Source organism: Streptomyces rugosispiralis, from assembly GCF_024505145.1.
Classification (GTDB): domain Bacteria; phylum Actinomycetota; class Actinomycetes; order Streptomycetales; family Streptomycetaceae; genus Streptomyces; species Streptomyces rugosispiralis.
The window spans coordinates 127,799-147,315 of the sequence record NZ_JANIAA010000016.1 but is presented as its reverse complement, the minus strand read 5'-3'; the positions used below and the strand labels follow the sequence as shown (position 1 = coordinate 147,315).

At 71.0% G+C, this 19,517-nt stretch carries 22 protein-coding genes and 1 pseudogene; 17 read left to right on the top strand and 6 right to left on the bottom strand.

What is annotated here, in order from left to right; translation table 11 throughout:
- Window positions 1–47: 47 nt before the first annotated feature.
- From NP777_RS23825 to NP777_RS23785, 9 genes are all read left to right on the top strand, one after another.
- Window positions 48–1,397 carry a M20 family metallopeptidase gene (locus NP777_RS23825; RefSeq protein WP_256652216.1) on the top strand — a complete coding sequence of 450 codons (1,350 nt, stop codon included), beginning with the start codon at window positions 48–50 and terminating at the stop codon, window positions 1,395–1,397.
- On the top strand, window positions 1,394–2,362 hold the full coding sequence (locus NP777_RS23820) for a DODA-type extradiol aromatic ring-opening family dioxygenase (protein ID WP_256652215.1): 969 nt from the start codon (window positions 1,394–1,396) through the stop codon (window positions 2,360–2,362). Before NP777_RS23825 ends, NP777_RS23820 begins: the two co-directional genes overlap by 4 nt.
- Window positions 2,359–3,222, top strand: a complete 864-nt coding sequence (locus tag NP777_RS23815; protein ID WP_256652214.1) for an alpha/beta fold hydrolase — start codon at window positions 2,359–2,361, stop codon at window positions 3,220–3,222. Before NP777_RS23820 ends, NP777_RS23815 begins: the two co-directional genes overlap by 4 nt.
- Before the next feature lie 16 nt (window positions 3,223–3,238).
- Window positions 3,239–4,021: an IclR family transcriptional regulator gene (locus tag NP777_RS23810; RefSeq protein ID WP_256652213.1), complete on the top strand. Its 783-nt coding sequence runs from the start codon at window positions 3,239–3,241 to the stop codon at window positions 4,019–4,021.
- An 11-nt stretch (window positions 4,022–4,032) separates the two neighbouring features.
- The gene (locus NP777_RS23805; protein WP_256652212.1) at window positions 4,033–4,554 is read left to right on the top strand and encodes a MaoC family dehydratase N-terminal domain-containing protein; all 522 of its coding nucleotides are present in this window, start codon (window positions 4,033–4,035) and stop codon (window positions 4,552–4,554) included.
- Window positions 4,551–4,946: a MaoC/PaaZ C-terminal domain-containing protein gene (locus NP777_RS23800; RefSeq protein ID WP_256652211.1), complete on the top strand. Its 396-nt coding sequence runs from the start codon at window positions 4,551–4,553 to the stop codon at window positions 4,944–4,946. The genes NP777_RS23805 and NP777_RS23800 overlap by 4 nt, the downstream gene beginning before the upstream one ends.
- Window positions 4,947–5,116: 170 nt before the next feature.
- Window positions 5,117–6,160, top strand: coding sequence for an NAD(P)/FAD-dependent oxidoreductase (locus tag NP777_RS23795; RefSeq protein ID WP_256652210.1), 1,044 nt, complete (start codon window positions 5,117–5,119; stop codon window positions 6,158–6,160).
- A gap of 1 nt (window position 6,161) precedes the next feature.
- Window positions 6,162–6,482 (top strand): indolepyruvate ferredoxin oxidoreductase subunit alpha, encoded by a 321-nt coding sequence (locus NP777_RS23790; RefSeq protein WP_256652209.1) that lies wholly within the window; start codon window positions 6,162–6,164, stop codon window positions 6,480–6,482.
- 150 nt (window positions 6,483–6,632) lie between these two features.
- The gene (locus tag NP777_RS23785; protein ID WP_256652208.1) at window positions 6,633–7,445 is read left to right on the top strand and encodes an IclR family transcriptional regulator; all 813 of its coding nucleotides are present in this window, start codon (window positions 6,633–6,635) and stop codon (window positions 7,443–7,445) included.
- A gap of 3 nt (window positions 7,446–7,448) precedes the next feature.
- On the opposite strand, the pseudogene NP777_RS23780 reads toward NP777_RS23785, so the two are convergent.
- A pseudogene (locus NP777_RS23780) lies at window positions 7,449–8,387 on the bottom strand (ROK family protein).
- Window positions 8,388–8,721: 334 nt separating this feature from the next.
- On the opposite strand from NP777_RS23780, the gene NP777_RS23775 reads away from it, so the two are divergent.
- Together NP777_RS23775 and NP777_RS23770 are read left to right on the top strand one after the other, a co-directional pair.
- Window positions 8,722–9,000: a hypothetical protein gene (locus NP777_RS23775; RefSeq protein ID WP_256652207.1), complete on the top strand. Its 279-nt coding sequence runs from the start codon at window positions 8,722–8,724 to the stop codon at window positions 8,998–9,000.
- Window positions 9,001–9,005: 5 nt separating this feature from the next.
- A complete protein-coding gene (locus NP777_RS23770) occupies window positions 9,006–9,848 on the top strand; it encodes an NADP-dependent oxidoreductase (protein WP_256652206.1) in 843 nt (280 codons plus the stop codon).
- A gap of 147 nt (window positions 9,849–9,995) precedes the next feature.
- On the opposite strand, the gene NP777_RS23765 is transcribed toward NP777_RS23770, so the two are convergent.
- Entirely contained in the window at window positions 9,996–11,450 is a 1,455-nt protein-coding gene (locus NP777_RS23765) for a glyceraldehyde-3-phosphate dehydrogenase (protein WP_256652205.1), read from the bottom strand.
- A gap of 447 nt (window positions 11,451–11,897) precedes the next feature.
- Here NP777_RS23765 and asnB point away from each other — a divergent pair, with 447 nt between their 5' ends.
- Window positions 11,898–13,730: an asparagine synthase (glutamine-hydrolyzing) gene (gene asnB / locus NP777_RS23760; RefSeq protein ID WP_256652249.1), complete on the top strand. Its 1,833-nt coding sequence runs from the start codon at window positions 11,898–11,900 to the stop codon at window positions 13,728–13,730.
- Between the two features lie 22 nt (window positions 13,731–13,752).
- Here asnB and NP777_RS23755 read toward each other — a convergent pair whose 3' ends face one another.
- The gene (locus tag NP777_RS23755) at window positions 13,753–14,457 is read right to left on the bottom strand and encodes a TetR/AcrR family transcriptional regulator (RefSeq protein ID WP_256652204.1); all 705 of its coding nucleotides are present in this window, start codon (window positions 14,455–14,457) and stop codon (window positions 13,753–13,755) included.
- Window positions 14,458–14,628: 171 nt separating this feature from the next.
- Here NP777_RS23755 and NP777_RS23750 point away from each other — a divergent pair, with 171 nt between their 5' ends.
- From NP777_RS23750 to NP777_RS48135, 4 genes are all read left to right on the top strand, one after another.
- Window positions 14,629–15,258 carry an MSMEG_1061 family FMN-dependent PPOX-type flavoprotein gene (locus tag NP777_RS23750; protein ID WP_256652203.1) on the top strand — a complete coding sequence of 210 codons (630 nt, stop codon included), beginning with the start codon at window positions 14,629–14,631 and terminating at the stop codon, window positions 15,256–15,258.
- Window positions 15,259–15,281: 23 nt separating this feature from the next.
- Window positions 15,282–16,190, top strand: a complete 909-nt coding sequence (locus NP777_RS23745) for a PDR/VanB family oxidoreductase (protein ID WP_256652202.1) — start codon at window positions 15,282–15,284, stop codon at window positions 16,188–16,190.
- A gap of 76 nt (window positions 16,191–16,266) precedes the next feature.
- On the top strand, window positions 16,267–16,467 hold the full coding sequence (locus tag NP777_RS48140) for a siderophore-interacting protein (protein WP_308405203.1): 201 nt from the start codon (window positions 16,267–16,269) through the stop codon (window positions 16,465–16,467).
- A 3-nt stretch (window positions 16,468–16,470) separates the two neighbouring features.
- Window positions 16,471–16,794: a siderophore-interacting protein gene (locus NP777_RS48135; protein WP_308405205.1), complete on the top strand. Its 324-nt coding sequence runs from the start codon at window positions 16,471–16,473 to the stop codon at window positions 16,792–16,794.
- A gap of 23 nt (window positions 16,795–16,817) precedes the next feature.
- Here NP777_RS48135 and NP777_RS23735 read toward each other — a convergent pair whose 3' ends face one another.
- From NP777_RS23735 to NP777_RS23725, 3 genes are all read right to left on the bottom strand, one after another.
- A complete protein-coding gene (locus NP777_RS23735) occupies window positions 16,818–17,420 on the bottom strand; it encodes a DJ-1/PfpI family protein (protein WP_256652201.1) in 603 nt (200 codons plus the stop codon).
- 103 nt (window positions 17,421–17,523) lie between these two features.
- Window positions 17,524–17,946: a tautomerase family protein gene (locus NP777_RS23730; protein WP_256652200.1), complete on the bottom strand. Its 423-nt coding sequence runs from the start codon at window positions 17,944–17,946 to the stop codon at window positions 17,524–17,526.
- A 64-nt stretch (window positions 17,947–18,010) separates the two neighbouring features.
- The gene (locus NP777_RS23725; RefSeq protein ID WP_256652199.1) at window positions 18,011–18,712 is read right to left on the bottom strand and encodes an SDR family oxidoreductase; all 702 of its coding nucleotides are present in this window, start codon (window positions 18,710–18,712) and stop codon (window positions 18,011–18,013) included.
- 136 nt (window positions 18,713–18,848) lie between these two features.
- Between NP777_RS23725 and NP777_RS23720 the strand changes: the two genes are divergently transcribed.
- Entirely contained in the window at window positions 18,849–19,478 is a 630-nt protein-coding gene (locus tag NP777_RS23720) for a TetR/AcrR family transcriptional regulator (protein ID WP_256652198.1), read from the top strand.
- Window positions 19,479–19,517: the final 39 nt, after the last annotated feature.

Sequence of the window (19,517 nt, the reverse complement as noted above, 5' to 3'; positions counted from 1 at the left end):
AAGCGCGTCGCGCGGACCACGATGACCCAGGTCCACAGGATCAACCAGTGAGCGCCGACGGCCTGGCGGGCCTGGACGAGCGGCGGCGCTCCTGGGCGCTCGACGCCGCCCGCCACATCAGCGCCGACCGGCTCCGCGAACTGATCACGGGCCTGGTGGACATTCCCAGCCCCACCGGCGACGAGGGCCCGCTGGCCACGCATATCGCCGACACTCTGCGCGCCACCGGCTGCCACGCGGCCGTCCAGCCCCTCGACGACCGGCAGGCCAACGCCTGGGGGCGGCTGACCGGTGACGGCACCGGCCCCGACCTCATGCTCTACGCCCCCATCGACACCCTGACGGTGGGCGAGGAGAGCGAGGACGTGCCGTGGATCGGCCCGGAGCTGCGCGAGGACATGCGGCCCGCCGCCACCGTCCACGGCGACCTGGTGACCGGGCTCGGCGCCTCCAACCCCAAGGGGCACGCGGCATGCGTGATGATGGCCGTCGAGGCGATCTCCCGGGCCGGTGTCCCGCTCACCGGTGACCTGGTGGCGGCCTTCGGCGCGGGCGGGATGCCCACCAACGCCCGGCCGGTGGGGACGCGCCACAACACCGGCCAGGGCGCGGGGTGTTCGTTCCTTTTGGAGCAGGGCGTGTGGACCGACTACGCGGTCATCGCCAAGCCCGGCTGGACCGTCTCGTGGGACGAGGTCGGGCTGGTCTGGTTCGAGGTGACGGTCGGCGGCACCCACACCTACGCGGGCTCCCGGCACCGGCTCCCGTACGACAACGCCATCGCCCGCGCCGGGGAGGTGACCGCGTATCTGGAGAAGTGGTTCGAGGAGTACGCCGAGCGGCACACCTCGGGCACGGTGGCGCCGCAGGGCATCGTCTCCTCGATCCGTGGCGGCTGGCCGCGGATGGCGGCGGTCACCCCCGCGGTGTGCACCTTGATGGTGGACCTGCGGATCAGCCCGGACATCACCCCGATGCGGGCCAAGCGGGAGTTCATGGCCGCGCTGGCCGCCCTGCGGGCCGCCTCGCCCGGTCTCGACGTCCGGGCGGAGATGGTGCTGGCGATCCCCGGCACCCGCACCCCGCGCGGGTCGTGGATCCACCGCAGTGCCACGGCCGCCTGGGAGGCCCTGGAGGGGCGCGCACACGAGGTGATCGCCGGGAACAGCGGTGCCACCGACGCCAACATCCTGCGCGGCCGTGGCATCCCCACGGTGCGGATCGGCATGCCCAAGGTGGCGGAGGCCCCGTTCGAGATCGACTTCGCCCGCGGCATGAACACGGTGTCCCTCCCGGCCATGGAGAGGCTCACCCGCCATCTGATCCGCACCGCCGTGGACACCGTCACCCGGTCCCGTGCCGAGGTGGCCGAGGCGGAGGAAGGAGCTGTGGCATGACCGAGATCGTGCTGGGGGTCGGGGCGTCGCACAGCACGCTGATGAACACCCACTGGGAGGAGACGTACCACAAGGACCGCGCCGAGCGGTTCCGGGACGCGCTCGGCGAGGCGCGCGACGCGCTGGCCGCGGCACGCCCCGACACGGTGGTCCTCATCGGCTCCAACCACTTCCGGGGGTTCTGGCTCGACCTGATCCCGAGCTTCACCATCGGGGTGGACGAGTGTCTTGCCAGCGGTGAGTCCGGCACCCCGAAGGGCCCGCAGCCGGTGGACCGGGAGCTGGCCCGGTACCTGGCCGGCGCGCTGGTGGAGCGGTCCGGTTTCGATGTGGCGTTCTCCGCCCGGCTGCAGATCGACCACGGCCAGTCGCACGCCGTCCAGTATCTGCTCGACGGGCTCGACGTCGACCTCGTACCGCTGGTGGTGAACGTCTTCGCGCCCCCGCTGCCCACGCTCGACCGCTGCGAGCGGCTGGGCCGGGCGATCCGCGAGGCGGTCCTGACGTTCCCCGGCGACCGCCGGGTGGCGGTCATCGGCTCCGGCGGGCTCTCCCACCGGCTGCCCTGGCCGGACTGGCGCGACCCGCACGGCGAGGACGAGGAGTTCATGGTCGGCGCCTGGCTCAACGGCCGGGAGAACTGGCAGGACTACGACGCGCGGCGGCGCGAGATCATCCGGGCCGCCGAGGCGGCGCTCAACCCGGAGTTCGACGAGGAGTTCCTGTCCTGGCTGGAACGCGGACAGGCCCACCGCCTCACCGAGTACACCACCGCGGACCTGGAGAAGGTGGCCGGCAACGGCGCCCAGGAGCTGCGCACCTGGCTGCTGATGGCCGCGCTGCTCGACCACGCCCCGGGCCGGCGTCTGGCCTACGAGCCGATGCCCGAGTGGCTCACCGGCATGGGGGTCGCCGTGCTCGACCCCGCACAGCCCCCCGCACAGAACAGCGAAAGGCAGTCATGAGCATCTGGACCGAACTGTCGGGCATCGATTACCGGCACGCCTATGTGGAGACCGGCGACATCACGACCCGCGCGCTGCAGGCCGGCCCGGAGGACGGCGAGCACGTGGTGTTCCTGCACGGCACCACCGGCCATCTGGAGGCGTTCGTACGGAACATCCCGGCACACGCCGAGCGGTACCGCTGCCACTCCATCGACATGCTGGGCCACGGCTACACGGGCAAGCCCGACCGTCCGGGCGAGATCCCGGCGTATGTCGAGCATCTGATCGCCTATCTGGACGCGGTCGGCGCCGAGCGCGCCCATCTGGTCGGCGAGTCGCTGGGCGGCTGGGTGGCGTCGTGGGCCGCGAGCGAGCACCCGGACCGGGTCGCCTCCCTCCAACTGCTCTGCATGGGCGGCACCAAGGTCAATCCGGCCGTGATGGAGCGGCTGAAGAAGTCCACCCGCAGCGCCTCGCTGGAGGACGACATCTCCTTCACCCGGGACCGGCTGCGGCTGCTGTGGGCCGACTGGGACGAGGAGCTGGGCGAGGAGCTGACGCGGATCCGCTACGAGATCTACCACCACCCCGACTTCCAGCGGAACCTGCACAATCTGCTGGCGCTCCAGGAGACGGAGACCCGCGAGCGCAATCTGCTGCGGCCCGACCGCATGGCCCGGATCAAGGCGCCGACGCTGGTGGTCTGGGGCAACAAGAACCCGTTCGGGGACGTACCGGAGGCCGAGGCGATCGCCACCGCGATCCCCGGCGCCCGGCTGGAGATCTTCAACGAGTGCGGCCACTGGCCGCAGCACGAGAAGGCGGATCTCTACAACCCGCTCAGCCTGGAGTTCCTCGCCGCCTCCTCCACCACCTGATCGTGAGGTGCCTGCCATGACCGTCGTCCCCATCGACCACGCCACCAGAGCCTGTCCCGACTCGATGAACTCCGTCCTCGGCAAGGTCCGGTCCATCCTCGAGGCGTTCTCGGCCGACGACGACTCGCTGTCGCTCGCCGATGTGGTGCGCCGTTCGGGCGTGGCGAAGGCCACCGTCCACCGGCTGTCCCAGGAGCTGGTCGCATGGGGGCTGCTGGAGCGGGCGGGCTGCAACTACCGGCTGGGGCTGCGGCTGTTCGAGATCGGGCAGCGGGTGCACCGGCAGCGGATCCTGCGGGAGGTGGCGCAGCCGTACATGGAGGATCTGCTGCTGGCCACGCGGGAGACCATCCACTTCGCCATCCACGACGGGCTGGACGTGGTGTACCTGGAGAAGATCCTGCCCCACCGGGGGCTGAGCGAGGAGTCGCGGGTGGCGGGGCGGCTTCCGCTGTACTGCACGGCCACCGGCAAGGCGATCCTCGCCCACTCCCCCGGCACCCTGTTCGCCGAGGTGGTCAAGAGCGGCCTCAAGCCGTTCACCCGCCACACCATCACCTCGCCGGGCCGGCTGCGCGGCCAGCTGGACCGCGTCCGCGAGCAGGGCATCGCCACCGAGGCGGAGGAGGTGCGGCTCGGCTATATGAGCATGGCGGTACCGGTCTTCGGGCGGCAGAATACCCTCGCCGGGGCCCTGTCGATCACGGCGCCGACTTACCGTGTGGACGCCATCGCCCACGCCAGCGCGCTGCGTACGGCGGGCCTCGGCATCAGCCGTTCGCTGAGGTCGGCGCTGTGACGGCGCCCGCCGTGTCCTCCCCCGCTCTGGAAGAGGTGCTGGCACGGGCGCGGGAGCTGATCGACCGGTGGCGGGACGAGGACTGCGGCACTCCTACGGTCAAGGACTTCTGCCGTTACGCGGCCGCCCTCAACGACGGCGGGTACATCCGCCGGGCCCGCGCCCTGGAGGCGGACGGCCGGCCCGTCGAGGCGCCCGCCCTGTTCCTCGCGGCCACCATGAGCTGGGAGGACGGCCCGCCGGAGGACGAACTGCGGCCGGATGGCCTGGCGCGGCGGGAGTCGCCGTGCACCGAGGGCCTGCCGGTGCGCCAGGTGCACGGCGGCCAGTCGGTGCGCCTGGTCCGGCCTCCGGTGGCCGGGACGCGGATCACGGCGGCCCGTGCGGTCGTCTCCGCACGGCACAAGCGCGGGCGGTCGGGCGAGTTCGTCCTGCTGGGTGTCCGCACCCGGTTCCGGTCCCCGGACGGGAGCGAGCTGGCGGCCGTGGACGAGACGATGGTGGTGCTCGACGCCACCGGAGGTGACCGATGACGGCGCCCGTGGCCGGGGCGGAGTGTCCACCGCGCCGGTACGCCCACACCAGTGTGCAGCTGTTCCGCTTCAGCGCCGTGTCGTGGAACGCCCACCGGATCCATTACGACGCCGCGTACGCGGCCACGGAGGGGTTTCCCGACGCGGTCGTGCAGTCCACGCTGCACGGCGAGATGCTCAGCCGGTACGCCCTGGAGTGGGCCGGGCCGGGCGCCCGGCTGGAGTCGGTGGCGTGGCGCAACGTCGCGACGGCGGTGGCCGGTGAGCGGCTGACCTGGGCCGCGACGGTGTCGTCGGTCGAGGGCGCGCGGGTACGGCTCGACGCGCGCATCCTCAAGGCCGACGGCTCGGAGTGCGTGACGGGGACGGTGGAGGTGACGCGCGCCGGATGACGGCCCGGCGCGTCCGGGCGCGGGAGCGGTGGCACTCAGGGCTGTGGGGGCCTTGGGTTCCACCGCTTCGGCGTGTCCGGGGACGGTGTCCGAACGGTTCCGCGGCGCCGTCCCGGCAGGCGGACCGATTCCATTGGCCCGTGATCGCGGCCTGCCTACGCTCCTCGGCCATGAGCGTTCTCAACGATGAGCCGGTCGCCGCGGCGGACGCGGCGGTGGTCGAGACGGACGCGGCGGTGATCGAGACGGACATCCTGATCATCGGCGCCGGACCGTCGGGCCTGTACGGCGCGTACTGCGCGGGCTTCCGGGGCTTGCGCGTGGCCGTGATGGACGTGCTGCCCCAGCGGGGCGGCCAGATCAGCGCGATGTATCCGGAGAAGCCCATCTTCGACATCGCCGGATTCGCCTCGGTGCGCGGCCGCGACCTGGTGGACAGCCTGGTGGCGCAGGCCGAGACACACGGCACCCGCTACCTCCTCGGCCACCGCGCGGTGGCGCTGGACTACGACGGCGACGGACTGCCCGTGGTCCACAGCGACCGGGGGACGGCGGTACGGGCCGGGGCCGTCGTGATCACCGGAGGGGTGGGGACCTTCACCCCCCGCCCGCTCCCGGCCGGGGAGGACTTCCTCGGCCGCGGTCAGGTGTACTTCGTGCCCGACCCGACCGCCCACGCCGGTCATGACGTGGTGGTCGTCGGCGGCGGCGACAGCGCCTTCGACTGGGCGGCCCTGCTGGCCCCCGTGGCGCGCTCGGTCCGCCTGGTGCACCGCACCGCCCGGTTCCGCGCCCATCGCGCGTCGGTGGAGAAGGTGCGGGCGCTCGGCATCGACCTGCTCACCGACTCCGAGGTCAGCGGCCTGTACGGCGCCGCACACCTCGAGGAGGTCGAGATCCGCCACCGGACCACCAAGGACATCACGCGCCTCCCGGCCCAGACCGTGGTGGCGGCCCTCGGCTTCATCGCGGACCTCGGCCCGCTGCGGGAGTGGGGCCTGACCCTCCAGGCGCGCCGGATCGCCGTGGACACCCGGATGGCCACCAACCTGCCCCGTGTCTTCGCGGCCGGCGACATCACCGACTACCCGGGCAAGGTGCGCCTGATCTCCGTCGGCTTCGGCGAGGCCGCGACGGCCGTCAACAACGCCGCCACGGTCATCGACCCGGAGGCGGCGCTGTTCCCCGGGCATTCCACCGAGAAGGAGAACTGACATGGCCTACGTCATCGGCGCGTCCTGCGTGGACATCATGGACCGGTCCTGCATGGAGGAGTGCCCGGTCGACTGCATCTACGAGGGCGAGCGCAAGCTGTACATCAACCCGGTGGAGTGCATCGACTGTGGCGCCTGCGAGGTGGCCTGCCCGGAGCAGGCGATCACCGTGGACCGGAAGGCGGACCCCGAGTACCGCGCCGACAACCGGCGGTTCTTCGAGGAGGTCCTGCCCGGCCGGGACGCCCCGCTGGGCACCCCCGGGGGCGCCGGGGCGGTCGGCCCGCTGGGGGTGGACACGGCCCTGGTGGGCGGCCGGTGAGCGGACCTCCGTTCGCGGGATCGGGCGGGCCCCCGCCGAATTTCGACCCCTCACACCATTCCTACCAGGCAAAAAGCTCTCTATATTGGCCATCCTCAGCACTCATGGCGGCCTCGGTCGAGGCGCACCGGCGGGCGAGGAGGGCATGTCGTGACGACTGCTGCGGTGCCTCGTGGCAATGGCGAGGAAGCCGAGGCGGATGGGCCGTCCCCCAAATCCGTCCTCGGCAAGGTCGGGCTGATCCTGTCCGCCTTCGGCGACGGCGACCTCTCCCTCAGCCTCACGGAGCTCACGACGCGCACCGGGGTGGCCAAGGCCACGGTGCACCGGCTGTGCCAGGACCTCGTGGCCTGCGAGCTGCTGGAGCGGGAGGGCTCCCACTACCGGCTGGGCCTGCTGCTGTACGCGATCGGCCTGCGCGCACCCCGGCAGCGCACCCTGCGCCATGCCGCGCGGCCGGTGATGGAGAATCTCGCGCAGGCCCTCGACAGCCCCGTCAGCCTGTCCGTGCCGAACGGCACCGACCTGCTGTGCATCGACAACGCCGGCCGCCACCGCAACCGGGCCGGTGCCTCGGTCGGCGGACGGCTGCTCCAGCTGCACAGCACGGCCCCGGGAAAGCTCACCCTGGCCCTGCTGCCCGACCAGTACCCGCTGGCGCGGCTGGCCCCCCATATGCGCCGGATGACCGCCCGTACCCTCACCGCCGACCGGCTCCCGGGCGAACTGGCCCGCATCCAGGAGCAGGGCTACGCCACCGACTCCGAGGAACACCGGCTCGGCTACTCCGCCGTGGCCGTGCCCGTACGCGGGCCACGGGACGGCGCCTACCTGGGCGCGCTGTCGGTCGTCGCCGCCACTTCACGCCACAACGCCCCCCGTACGCTGGCCGCGCTGCGGACCGCCGCGGAGGCGGTCACCACCCGTCTCGCGGTGATCGAGGCGTACCGGACCGAGCCGTAGCCCTCAGTCGAAGAGCAGCCGGGCTATCCCCCGTTCGCTGAAGACGTCCCCGGTGGCGAGGGCCACCGCCCCGTGCACGGCTGAGGCGGCGCCGCGCCGTGTGGTGGTGATGGTCAGGTTCCGGGTGGCCAGCGGCAGGGCGCGCTGGTACACCACGGCGCGCACCCCGGAGAGCAGGTCGTCGCGCAGGTCGCTGAGCGGGCCGCCGAGGATCAGGGTGCGGGGGTTGTACATGTAGACGAGCATGGCGGCGAGTTCGCCGATCTCGGTGGCCGCCTGGCGCAGGACCCGGACGGCGGGCGGGTCGTTGTTCGCGACGCGCTCCGCGAGCTGGTGAACCCCGTGCAGCGGATCCTCCTCGGTGGACTCGGGGATGTCCAGGCTCCCCAGGACGGCGCGGTGCGAGGCGATGGCGCGCACACAGCCGACGTTGCCGCAGGTGCACAGGGCGGTGCCGCCGCCGAGGGACCGGATGTGGCCGACGTCGCCGGCCGCGCCGTCCGCGCCGCGCTAGATCCGGCCCTCCGCGGTGATGAGCCCGGCTCCGATCCCGTTGGCGATCTTGAGGCAGAGCACCGGGGTTTCGGCGCGGGCATGAACGGCCTCGCCGAGGGCCATGAGGTTGGCGTCATTGTCCACCTGGGCGGGGGCCCGGAACCGTGCGCGCAGCCGTTCGGCGACCGGGTAGCCGTCCCAGCCCGGCATGCCGTTGGGCCTGAGCGGGCAACCGCGCTCCCGGTCCACGGGAGCCGGCAACCCCATCACCACCTGACGCACCTGGTCCGGATCGCGCCCCGACCGCTCCAACAGGGCGTGCAGCCGGTCGCACACCACCTCCAGGACCGCTTCCGGCCCCGTGTCGATGCGCACGGTCACCGTGTCCTGGGCGATGAGACGTCCGCCGAGGTCGGCGATGGCGATCCTGGCGTCCAGGGTGTCCACGTCGGCGACGGCGATGGTCCCCGCGTGCGGGCTGAGGGTCAGCAGCCGAGGCGGCCGCCCGCGCACCGATTCACCGGACTCCAGCTCCTCCAGGATGTCGCGGCCGAGGAGTTGGTCCACCTGCTGGCCGACGGTGGAGCGGGCCAGACCACTGCGCCGGGCGATCTCGGCCCGGTTGGTCGCCTCACCGGCCAACACGAGGTCCAGCACCCTGCGCAGGTGCGGGCACACGCCGACAGCCTCGAGGGCCTCTACATCTGGGACCGCACCGGCAGGATCGTGCCCGCCCTGGGCAAGATGAAGGTGCGTCAGGCCCTGAACCACGCCTTCGCGGATGGCGACCGCGGGCAGCACCTGGTACCAGAAGTCCCTCGAGAGCGACTACGCCTACGACCCGGCCAAGGCCAGGAAGCTGCTCGCCGAGGCGGGTTATCCACACGGCTTCACCGTCACCATGCCCGACGTCTCCTCCGTCGCGCCGAGCCAGCAGGTCGTCATGGCGCGGGACCCCTATACGCGACGGCTCATGCTCGCCGCCCCCGTACCGGACCCGGAACGCCAGCGGGCACGCCGTGAGCGGCGTCGGAGCCTCATGACCACGGCGGCGGAATGACGAGCATGCACAACGCATACGGATTCACGGCCTACCGCGGCCCGGAAGTGGAGCGCTTCCTGGACCTTCCGCTCCCCTCCCCCGGTCCGGGGGAGCTGCTGGTCGAGGTGCGGGCGGCAGGTGTCAATCCGGTCGACTGGAAGGTGCGCGAGGAGATGCACCGGTCGTTCCTGCCGCTCGGCCTCCCGGCGGTGTTCGGGCGCGAGGCGGCCGGGGTGGTGGTGGGCCTGGGCCCCGGGGCCGAGGGGTTCGCGGTGGGTGACGCGGTGTTCGGCAGCAGTGCGCGCGGCTGCGGCGGCTACGCCCACCACGCCGTCCTGACCGCCGACTGCACGATCGTTAAGCCGGACGGGCTGTCGTACACCGACGCGGCGGCCCTCCCCGTGGCGGCGGTCCAACTCGCCGCGTCGGAGGGGGTGTCGGTGGTCGGCACCGCGTCCGGTGCGCAGCGGGAGTTCGTGTCGTCCCTGGGCGCCACCGCCGTTCCGTACGACAGTGGCGACACCGCGGACCGGCTGGCCGCCGCGCTCCCGAACGGTGCCGACGCCGTACTGGACCTGGTGGGCGGCGAGGCCCTGGACACGGTCTCCGGCGTGCTGTCCCCCGGCTGCCGGGTCCTCACGGTCGCCGCCCCGGACACAGCGGCTCGCTTCGGCGCCCGGCCGCTGTCCCGTGGCAACCGGGCGGAGGCCCTCGGCGAACTCGCCCGCCGGGTCCGGGACCGCCGGCTCGACCCCCACGTCCGGGAGGTCTTCCCCTTCGCCGAGGCCCCGGCCGCCCTCCGCGCGGTCGAGTCCGGCCACCCGTGGGGAAAGGTGGTGCTGGTCCCGGCGAAACCGTGCTCGTAGAGGGCGTCCACCACGGCGTCCCAGTCGACCTGGCCCCGGCCGGGTACGCGGTAGCGCCACCAGCCGGTGTCCCACGGTCCTCATCAGGACCGTCGCCACGTCCTCGGTGCGCGCCCGCGCCCGTGGTGCCGGGTGTCGTGGCGAGTGTCAGACCACCGGGGCCGGGTAGGTCGGGTACTCCACCCCGGAGACGTGCTGGACGACGCGGATGACCTGGCAGGAGTAGCCGAACTCGTTGTCGTACCAGAGGTAGAGGATCGCGTTGTCGCCCTCGACCTTGGTGGCGCCCGCGTCGACGATCGAGGCGTGGCGCGAGCCGATGAAGTCGTTGGAGACCGCGTCGGGGGCGCTGATGAAGTCGATCTGACGCTTGAGCGGCGAGGTCAGGGAGACATCGCGGAGGTAGTCCAGAACCTTCTCGCGGGTGGTCTCGCGCGCGAGTTGCAGATTGAGGATCGCGATCGAGACGTCCGGCACCGGGACGCGGATCGAGCTGCCGGTGATCTTCGCCTTGAGGTCGGGCAGGGCCTTCGCGACGGCGGAGGCGGCACCGGTCTCGGTGATGACCATGTTGAGCGGCGCGGAGCGGCCACGGCGGTCGGACTTGTGGTAGTTGTCCAGCAGGTTCTGGTCGTTGGTGAACGAGTGGACGGTCTCCACATGGCCGCGCAGCACACCGTACTCGTCCGCCATCGCCTTCAGCGGCGGGACGATCGCGTTGGTGGTGCACGAGGCGCAGGACAGGATCTGCTCGTCCGGCTTGATCGTGTCGTGGTTGACGCCATGGACGATGTTGGGGACATCGCCCTTGCCCGGCGCGGTCAGCACCACCTTGTCGATACCGGGGCGCAGATGCTTGGACAGCCCTTCGCGGTCACGCCACTTGCCGGTGTTGTCGATGAGGATGGCGTCCTTGATGCCGTACGCCGTGTAGTCCACCGACGTCGGGTCGTCGGCGTAGATCACCTTGATCTCGTTGCCATTGGCGATGATCTTGCCGTTCGCCTCGTCCACGGTGATCGTGCCCTGGAACTGGCCGTGGATGGAGTCGCGGCGCAGCAGCGAGGCCCGCTTGACGATGTCCTCACCGGCCCGCCCGCCGCTCCCGCGGACGACGATGGCGCGCAGCCGCAGACCGTTGCCGGACCCGGCCTTCTCGATGAGCAGACGGGCGACCAGCCGCCCGATCCGTCCGAACCCGTAGAGGACGACATCGCGTCCCTCACGGCACTCGATCTTGTTGGCCCCGGTGGCGCCGGCGACGGCCTCGGCGGTGAACTCCGCCACGGAGAGACCGCGGTCATCCGCCCGGTGCGTCTCGGCGAGCATGCCGATGTCGATCTGGGAGGGGCCGAGGTCCAGCGCGGTGAGCGCCTGCAGGAACGGCAGGGTGTCGGTGACCGAGAGCTCGGCACCGGCGATCTGACGGGCGAATCGGTGGGTCTTCAGGATGCTGACGACCGACTTGTTCACCAAGGAGCGGCTGTGGAGCAGGACCGTGACGTCCCGCTCCCGATGCAGCTTCCCGATGAGCGGGATCATCGACTCCGCGATCTCCTCGCGGTGCTTCCAGTTGGTGAACGAGTCCTCGTTGAGAGTCACAAGTTTATCTTTCGAGCTAGGTGGCGCTCATATGGTAGCTCCCCAGGTCATGGCGCTCGTCGGCACCCCCAACCAGCCATCCCACGCGGACTCTCGGCCCTACCCCCACGCATATGGCGAACGACACGCGAGCCCGAGGGCCCCCGCCACCGCCCATCGCGCCGCGGCCCATCACGGAGCACCGAGGCCGCCACGCGGCCGGGCCTTCTCTTTCGTATACGGCTGGTCATTCCTTGATGAATTACGACGTGGATATCAGCCGTAAAATAGCGACTTAGTGGGCGTCGTTTTTCGGACAGCGCGCATGCCGAAACTTACCATTAACAGGAATTTACCAGTGAGAAATACCACCCCCCGAAAGATCAGCGCCCGGTAGCGATCCCCCTCCGGAGAGGTAGATGGTTCTCACAGGCAACCATCTCACCCTGAGTGAAAGGGATGATCACTGTGTGCGGCATCACCGGTTGGGTCTCCTACCGCCGCGATCTGACCTCCCACCGCCAGGTTCTCGACACCATGACGGAGACAATGGCCTGCCGGGGCCCGGACGCGGCCGGAGCGTGGGTGACCGGCAGGGCGGCGCTCGGGCACCGCAGGCTGGCCGTCATCGACCTGCCCGGCGGGGCGCAGCCCATGGCCGTCGACACGGCCGACGGCCCCGTGAGCATGGTCTACTCCGGTGAGGCGTACAACTTCACCGAGCTGCGCGACGAACTGCGCCGCAGGGGCCACAGCTTCACCACCGACTCCGACACCGAGGTCGTTCTGCGCGGCTATGTGGAGTGGGGCGAATCCCTCACCGAGAAGCTGAACGGGATGTACGCCTTCGCCATCTGGGACTCCCGCACCGAGAAGCTGGTGATGATCCGGGACCGGATGGGCATCAAGCCGTTCTACTACTACGAGACCGACGACGGCGTCCTCTTCGGATCCGAGCCCAAGGCCATCCTCGCCAACCCGCTCGCCGCCCCCGAGGTCGGCCTCGACGGGCTGCGGGAGATCTTCGCCTTCGCCAAGACACCGGGCCATGCGATCTGGAAGGGCATGAAGGAGCTGCGTCCCGGTCATATCGCCGTCGTGGACCGCAATGGGCTCCGCGAGCAGGCGTACTGGCGTCTGGAGGTCTCCGAGCACACCGATGACCAGGAGGCGACCGTCGCCCATGTGCGGGAGCTGCTGGAGGACATCATCGCCCGGCAGCTCGTCGCCGACGTGCCCCGCTGCACCTTGCTCTCCGGAGGACTCGACTCCTCGGCGATGACCTCGCTCGCCGCCCGCAAGCTCGGCGAGCACGGCGAGACCGTCCGCAGCTTCGCCGTGGACTTCCCCGGGCAGGCGGAGAACTTCCGCGCGATCGACGTGGTGCCCAGCGTCGACACCCCGTATGTGCACGCCGTGGCCGAGCATGTGAAGAGCGACCACCGGGACATCGTGCTCGACGGCTCCGCCCTGTCCGACCCGGCCGTCAGGCGGGCGGCCATCGCGGCGAGGGATCTGCCCACCGGGCTCGGCGACCGGGACAACTCGCTCTACCTGCTGTTCAAAGCCGTTCGCGAACAGTCGACCGTGGCCCTGTCGGGCGAGTCGGCCGATGAGGTCTTCGGCGGCTACCCGTGGTTCCATGACGAGCGGCGCGAGGCCGACACCTTCCCGTGGCTCGCCGGAGGACTGACGCTCGGCGACACCAAGAGCCTGCTGTCCCAGGACCTCACCGAGAAGCTCGACCTGGACACCTACCTCCACGACCACTACCTCTCGGCCCTGGACGAAGTGCCGCTCAAGGACGGTGAGACCGGCCTGGAGAAGCGCATGCGGCAGGTGTGCTATCTGCATCTCACCCGCATGGTCAACACGCTGCTCGACCGCAAGGACCGGATGAGCATGGCCGTCGGTCTGGAGGTCAGGGTGCCGTTCTGCGACCACCGCCTGGTCTCCTATGTCTTCAACACCCCCTGGTCGCTGAAGACGTTCGACGGGCGGGAGAAGAGCATCCTGCGCGAGGCCACCCGCGATGTGCTGCCCGAGTCCGTGGCCAACCGCAAGAAGAGCGGTTACCCGGGCAGCTTCGACCCCGCCTATCTCGCCGCCATCAAGCGGCAGGCGGGCGATCTCATCACCTCGGGACACCAGGCCATGGAGCTGTGCCGGGTCGAGACGCTGAAGGAGGCGCTCGCCGCACCGGCGGAGGCCATCACCAATCAGCAGCGCGCCACCATCGAACGCGCCCTCGACCTGGCGACCTGGTTCGACCTGCGCAAGCCCGTCATCACGATCGACTGACGCCCGCCGCGGGCGTAAGACATCACGAGGGACGGGCACCCGGGCCACCGGGTGCCCGTCCCTCGTCCCGCGGCCGCTCAGCCCCGCCGGCCCCGCCGGCCCCGCCCGGCACGGCCGTGACATAGCGGGTGAGCATCGCGACGAGTTCGTTCTCCAGCCGGGTGGTGTCGATGGAGCCGGGCGCCGCGATGAGCTGGTGGACGACGAGCTCGACCGTGGAGACGACGAGCCGGGCGGCGACATGGGTGTCCTCGACCCGGACCTCGGGATGGCGCTCGAGCAACTCCTGGGTGTAGGCGACCCGTTCCCGCTCGTGCCGGGTGACCTTCTCGAGCAACTCGGGAGACCGCGGCCCGTGTTCCATCATGACGCGGAGCAACTGCGGGTCGTCGAGGTGATTCTCGATCACGGCGCGCACGAAACCGCGGATGATCCCTTCAAAGGAGTCGGGCTGCTCCTCGTCCTGGCGGCTCCTGATGGCGTCGCCCCCCGCGTCGAGGTGACGGGTCAGCAGCTCGGCCAGGATCGCGTCCTTGTTCGGGTAGTACTGGTACAGCGAGCCGATCGAGATCCGCGCCCGCTCGGCGATGCGATTGGTGGTCCCGGCGGCGTACCCGTACTCGGCGAAAACGTGAGCAGCGGCGGTGAGGATGCGCTGCCGGGTGAGCTCGGCGCGGGCCTGGCGTGGCTGTTTACGTGGCTGAAGTCCGCGACGGCCGGTCGTCATGACACCTCCTGCGCAGCGCCTCGAAAGCGAGTGGCGCGAGACCTGAGTAATTGCTCACAATAGTGCCATGAACTGCGGCGGAGCGGTGAGCCACCGTCGTCGGCAGGGGTTCGGGAGGCGACCGGCACGGGCCCCGCGCCCTCCGCTCCGCCCCTCCCGGAAGGAGTCCTCATGACGCAGACCAGCACCCGCCCCCGGCGGTTGTCGCCGGCCGAGGTCCACGCCCTGCTCGGGGAGCCCGAAGACATGGTCAAGGCCAAGGTCCAGGACCATATCGACGAATACTTCCGCCTCTTCATCGCGCACTCCCCCTTCCTGTCCATGGCCACGGCGGACGCGGAGGGGCGCGCCGACTGCTCCCCCCGTGGCGACTACCCGGGGTTCGTGAAGGTCCTCGACGACCACACGCTCGCGATTCCCGACCGCCCCGGCAACAAGATCGCCGACTCCTTCCGCAACCTCGCCGAGAACGACGGGGTCGGGCTGCTCTTCCTCATCCCCGGGCTGCGGGAGACCCTGCGGGTCAACGGCCGCGCCTACCCCACCGACGACCCCGATGTGCTCGCCCGGATGCGGACCGAGGCCAAGGACCCGGTGCTGGCGATCGTCGTCGAGGTGGCGGAGGCGTACTTCCACTGTGGTCGCGCGCTCATCCGCTCCCGGCTGTGGGATCCCGCGAGCCAGGCCCTCGCCGACGAGATCCCGTCGGTGGGCGAGATCGCCGCCGCCCAATTCGGGATGGACATCGACCCGATGGCGCTCACCCACGTCCTCGAAGAGGGCTACCGGAAACTCTACTGACCACGGCACAAGGTGAATCAACGATGCAACAGACCGTCGTCGACCACATCGAGCGGATCGCCGAAGACGTCGTCTCCCTCGTTCTGCGGGGCGCCACCGGCCCGCTGGCGCCCTGGGAGCCGGGCGCCCATGTCGACCTGGCGCTGCCGAACTGGCTGACCCGGCAGTACTCGCTGTGCGGAGACCCGGCGGACCGGGAGTCCTATCGCGTCGCGGTACGGCACGACCGCCTCAGCCGGGGCGGTTCGGAGTACATCCACCGGTTCCTGCGCCAGGGCCGCGCCCTCGAGGTGTCGCTGCCGCGGAACCACTTTCCGCTGCGCCCCGCGCCGGAGTATCTCTTCCTCGCCGGCGGGATCGGCATCACCCCGATCCTGCCGATGCTGCGGGCGGCGGCCGCGTCGGACGTCCCGGCGTCGCTCGTGTACCTGGGGCAGTCGGTGGAATCCATGCCCTTCGTCGACGACCTGCGCTCCTCCTACGGCGATCGGGTGCGGATCGTCGCCACGCGACAGCAGGGCAGGCCGGACTTCGCGGCCCTGGCCTCCGCGCTGAGCCCCGGTGCCGTGGTCTACGCCTGCGGTCCGGGACCGATGCTCGCCGCGGCGGAGGCCGCGTTCCCCTCGGGGCGGCTGCACGCGGAGCGGTTCCGCCCGGCGCCCAGGTCGTTCGCGCCCAACACGGCGTTCGAGGCGGTGTGCGCCCGGTCGGGGCGGACGGTCCGGGTGCCCGACGACGAGTCGCTGCTGGACGCCCTGAACCACGCCGGATTCCCCGTGGCGTCCGGCTGCCGCGAAGGTGTCTGCGGCAGCTGCGAAGTGGCCGTGCTCGACGGTGACCCCGAGCACCGGGACGACATCGGCGCCCCCGCGGGCCGGATGTACGCCTGTGTGTCCCGCGCCCTGTCCCCGCGGCTCGTCGTGGACCTCTGACCAGGCGGCGAGCGATCCCCAACTCAACGCGAGGAACGACATGTTGCCCAGGACACGCACGCCCGAATCACGGCAAATGATCACACTGGAGGTGCGCCGGAACACATCGCTGACCCCCGCCTTCTCGACCATCACACTCGGCGGACCCGAACTGGAGCGTCTGAAGCCCATGGGCTTCGACCAGCTGGTGCGGCTGTTCTTCCCCCGCGAAGGGCAGGACGGGCTGAGGATGCCGAAGCTCTCCGGAGACCGGCGGGCATCTTCGACATGGGCATGAGCTATCGAGGACTCCCCCGCGTCGCTGGTGGCGGAGGTCTTCCTGGAGGTGCCCGGGACCGCCGACATCCGCACGGACATCACCGCGCCCGAGGGCGTACGGGTGCGGTGGCTGGCCCGGGAGGGTGCGGACACCCTGCCCGGCGGACCGGCCCTCGACGCGGTCCGGACGTCGTCCCTGCGGCCGGGCCGGTTCTACACCTGGGTCGCCGGGGAGGCCCGACTGGCCACCGGGCTGCGCCGCCATCTGGTGCGCGACCGCGGTGTGCCGAAGCCGGACATCGCGTTCTTCGGCTACTGGCGGCACGGCCGCTCCAGCCCCGGCTGAGGCCGGTCCAGCCCCGGCTGAGCTCACACCGGTGGCCGCGGGTCGTACTGGATGCCACGCCGCACCTGACGTGCGCGCTCCGGCGAGGCCAGCCTGGCGACCAGGTGGAGGGCCATGTCGATACCGGCCGAGACCCCCGCGGAGGTGATCAGGTCACCGTCGTCGACGAATCGCTCATCGGGCCGTACGTCGACCGTCGGGTCGAGCTCGGCGAGCCGGTCCAGCGACGCCCAGTGCGTGGTCGCGGGCCGCCCGGCCAGCAGCCCGGCCGCCGCGTAGACCAGTGAGCCCGTGCACACGCTCGTCATCAGGGGAACGGATCGCCGCTGGGCCCGGACCCACTCCAGGTGCCGGTCGTCCACGAGCTGGGGCCGGGTCCCCTGGCCGCCCGGGTGCAGCAGCACATCCAGTGCGGGCAGGTCGGCCATCGCGTGATGGGCCTGGACGGTGAGCCCCTTCGCGCAGGTCACGGGGTTTCCATCGGCGGAGAAGCAGAACACCTGCCACCCGTCCTCCGCGAAATTGCGGGTCCAGTAGGACAGCACCTCCCACGGACCGATGGCGTCGAGTTCTTCCACGTCCGGGAACAGCAGGATCCCGATCTTCCGCGTGTCTTCCTGGGCCATGCCGCGATCCAATCAGACCCTCCCCCGCCCGGCCACGGGTTTCACCGGGGCGAGGCCGCCGACCGACGTCGGCGGCCTCGCGCGACGGCGAAGTGGCCGCCCGTCAGTACGCGACCGGACGGTTCTCCCGCGCCCAGAGCTGTTCGGCCTCGCTGCGCGCGGGAGGGGGCCACATCCCGTCGATCATCCAGAGATCCCGGGGCGTCTCGTCGACGTGGAACTCGCAGTGCAGCCCGCGGTCCCGGGTGTGCGGGGCCAGCAGGCGGTCGAGCCCCTCGGCGCTCTTCTTCCTCACCTCGGGGTCCGTCAGGTGGCGGGCGATGTGCTCGACCACGACCCGGACGGTGTTGTCCGCCGGCTCCCCGCCGACCAGGAACGAGGACTCGGGGACCTCGTGGAAGAGGGTGACGACGTAGAACTTCGGCAGACCGACCCGGGTGTAGTACGCCGTGACGTCCGCGGCGAACTGCCGCTTCTGCTCCGCGGAGTAGGCGTCGACCGGATGGTGGACGTGCCACAGGGGCATTGCTCTCTCCTTCAGGACGGGTGAAGCCGAACGGTGGTGACGAGCGGTCGTTCGCGGCGGGCGGTCAGCGTCCGAGGAGCAGGGTGAGGCCCTCCACCGGCCCGGCGAGCGCCGCCTTCATCTGCCGGGTCACGTCGTCCACGAGCACCTCGTCGCCACCGCTCTCGACGCCGTCCAGAACCGCCTCCACGACCTCGGCCGGGGAGATCTTCCGACTCGGTATCCCGGCGACCATCTCGGTGTCGGCGAGCCCGAGGTGCACCCCGACCACCTGGGTCCCCTGCTCCGCCAGCTCGATGCGGAGGGAGTTCGTGATCGACCACAGGGCGGCCTTCGAGGCGCCGTAGGCGGCCGCGCCCGCGCCCCAGGAGAGCACGGAGTGCATGTCGACCAGCGCGCCGCCACCCCGCGCGGCGAGGACCGGGGCGAACGCGCGGGCCACCCGGAGGGGCCCGAAGACGTTCGTCTCGAACGTGGCCATCACATCGGCCATGTCCGCGGTCAGCAGCGGCGAGGGCAGGAGCACTCCCGCGTTGTTGATGACGATGTTCACGTCCGTGGCCCGGTCGGCGAGAGCGGCGACCGCGTCCGCGTCGTTGACATCGAGGGACACGGCCTCCACCCGCGGGTCCTCGCTGGGGCCGGGCTTCCGCGCCGTCGCGTAGACCTTCGCCGCTCCGCGCCGGAGCAGAGCCTCCACATACGCCTTGCCGATGCCACGTCGACCTCCGGTCACCAGCACCACGGAACCATCGATCGCGACCATGTCGGACCTCCCTGTCGAACGTCGAATCGCCAAAATAGATTATTAGCATCATCTAAAATGGGCCGCAAATATCATCGACGCGGTACCGGCATCCGGTACCCCCGTCCGGCACCACACGCAGAAGGAAGTACCGACCATGCCCCGAGCATCCCGAGCCGAGGCCGAGCGCCACCGCGAGCAGGTGATCGCGGCCACCGCGAAGCTGGTGCGCACCCACGGCGCCGACAAGGTGAGCGTGGAGCAGGCGATGGCGGCGGCAGGTCTGACCCACGGCGGCTTCTACCGCCACTTCGCCTCGAAGGACGACCTGGTCGCCCAGGCGTGCTCGGCCGCCTTCGCCGAACGCCTCGCCGCCATGGAGGAGCCCCCCGAGGGCGAGGACACGAGCGGTGCTCGGGCCGCCTTCCTGGCCGCCTATCTGTCCGCCCGGCACCGCGACAACCCCGGTCTGGGGTGCGCCGCGGCGGCGCTGGCGGTGGACGCCGCGCACGCGGAGCCCGGTGACCCGCTCAAGGGGGCGTACATCGAGGGTGTGCGCAATCTGATCGGCGGCATGCAGCGCAACGCGAGGACGTCCGGCGACACCGCGCCCGACGAGGAGTCCGTTCTCGTCGAACTGTCCACCATGGTCGGGGCGTTGGTGCTGGCACGGGCCTGCGCGGGCGACGATCTGTCGGACCGCGTCCTGACCGCGGTGCGCGACCACGTCCTGAGCGCATACGAGCACACCCCTGACGGGAAGGACGCGTCCGAAGCCGCCGAGTGAAGCGTCCTCCCCGTCAGGGGTCAGTCTCGCCCGGTGGGC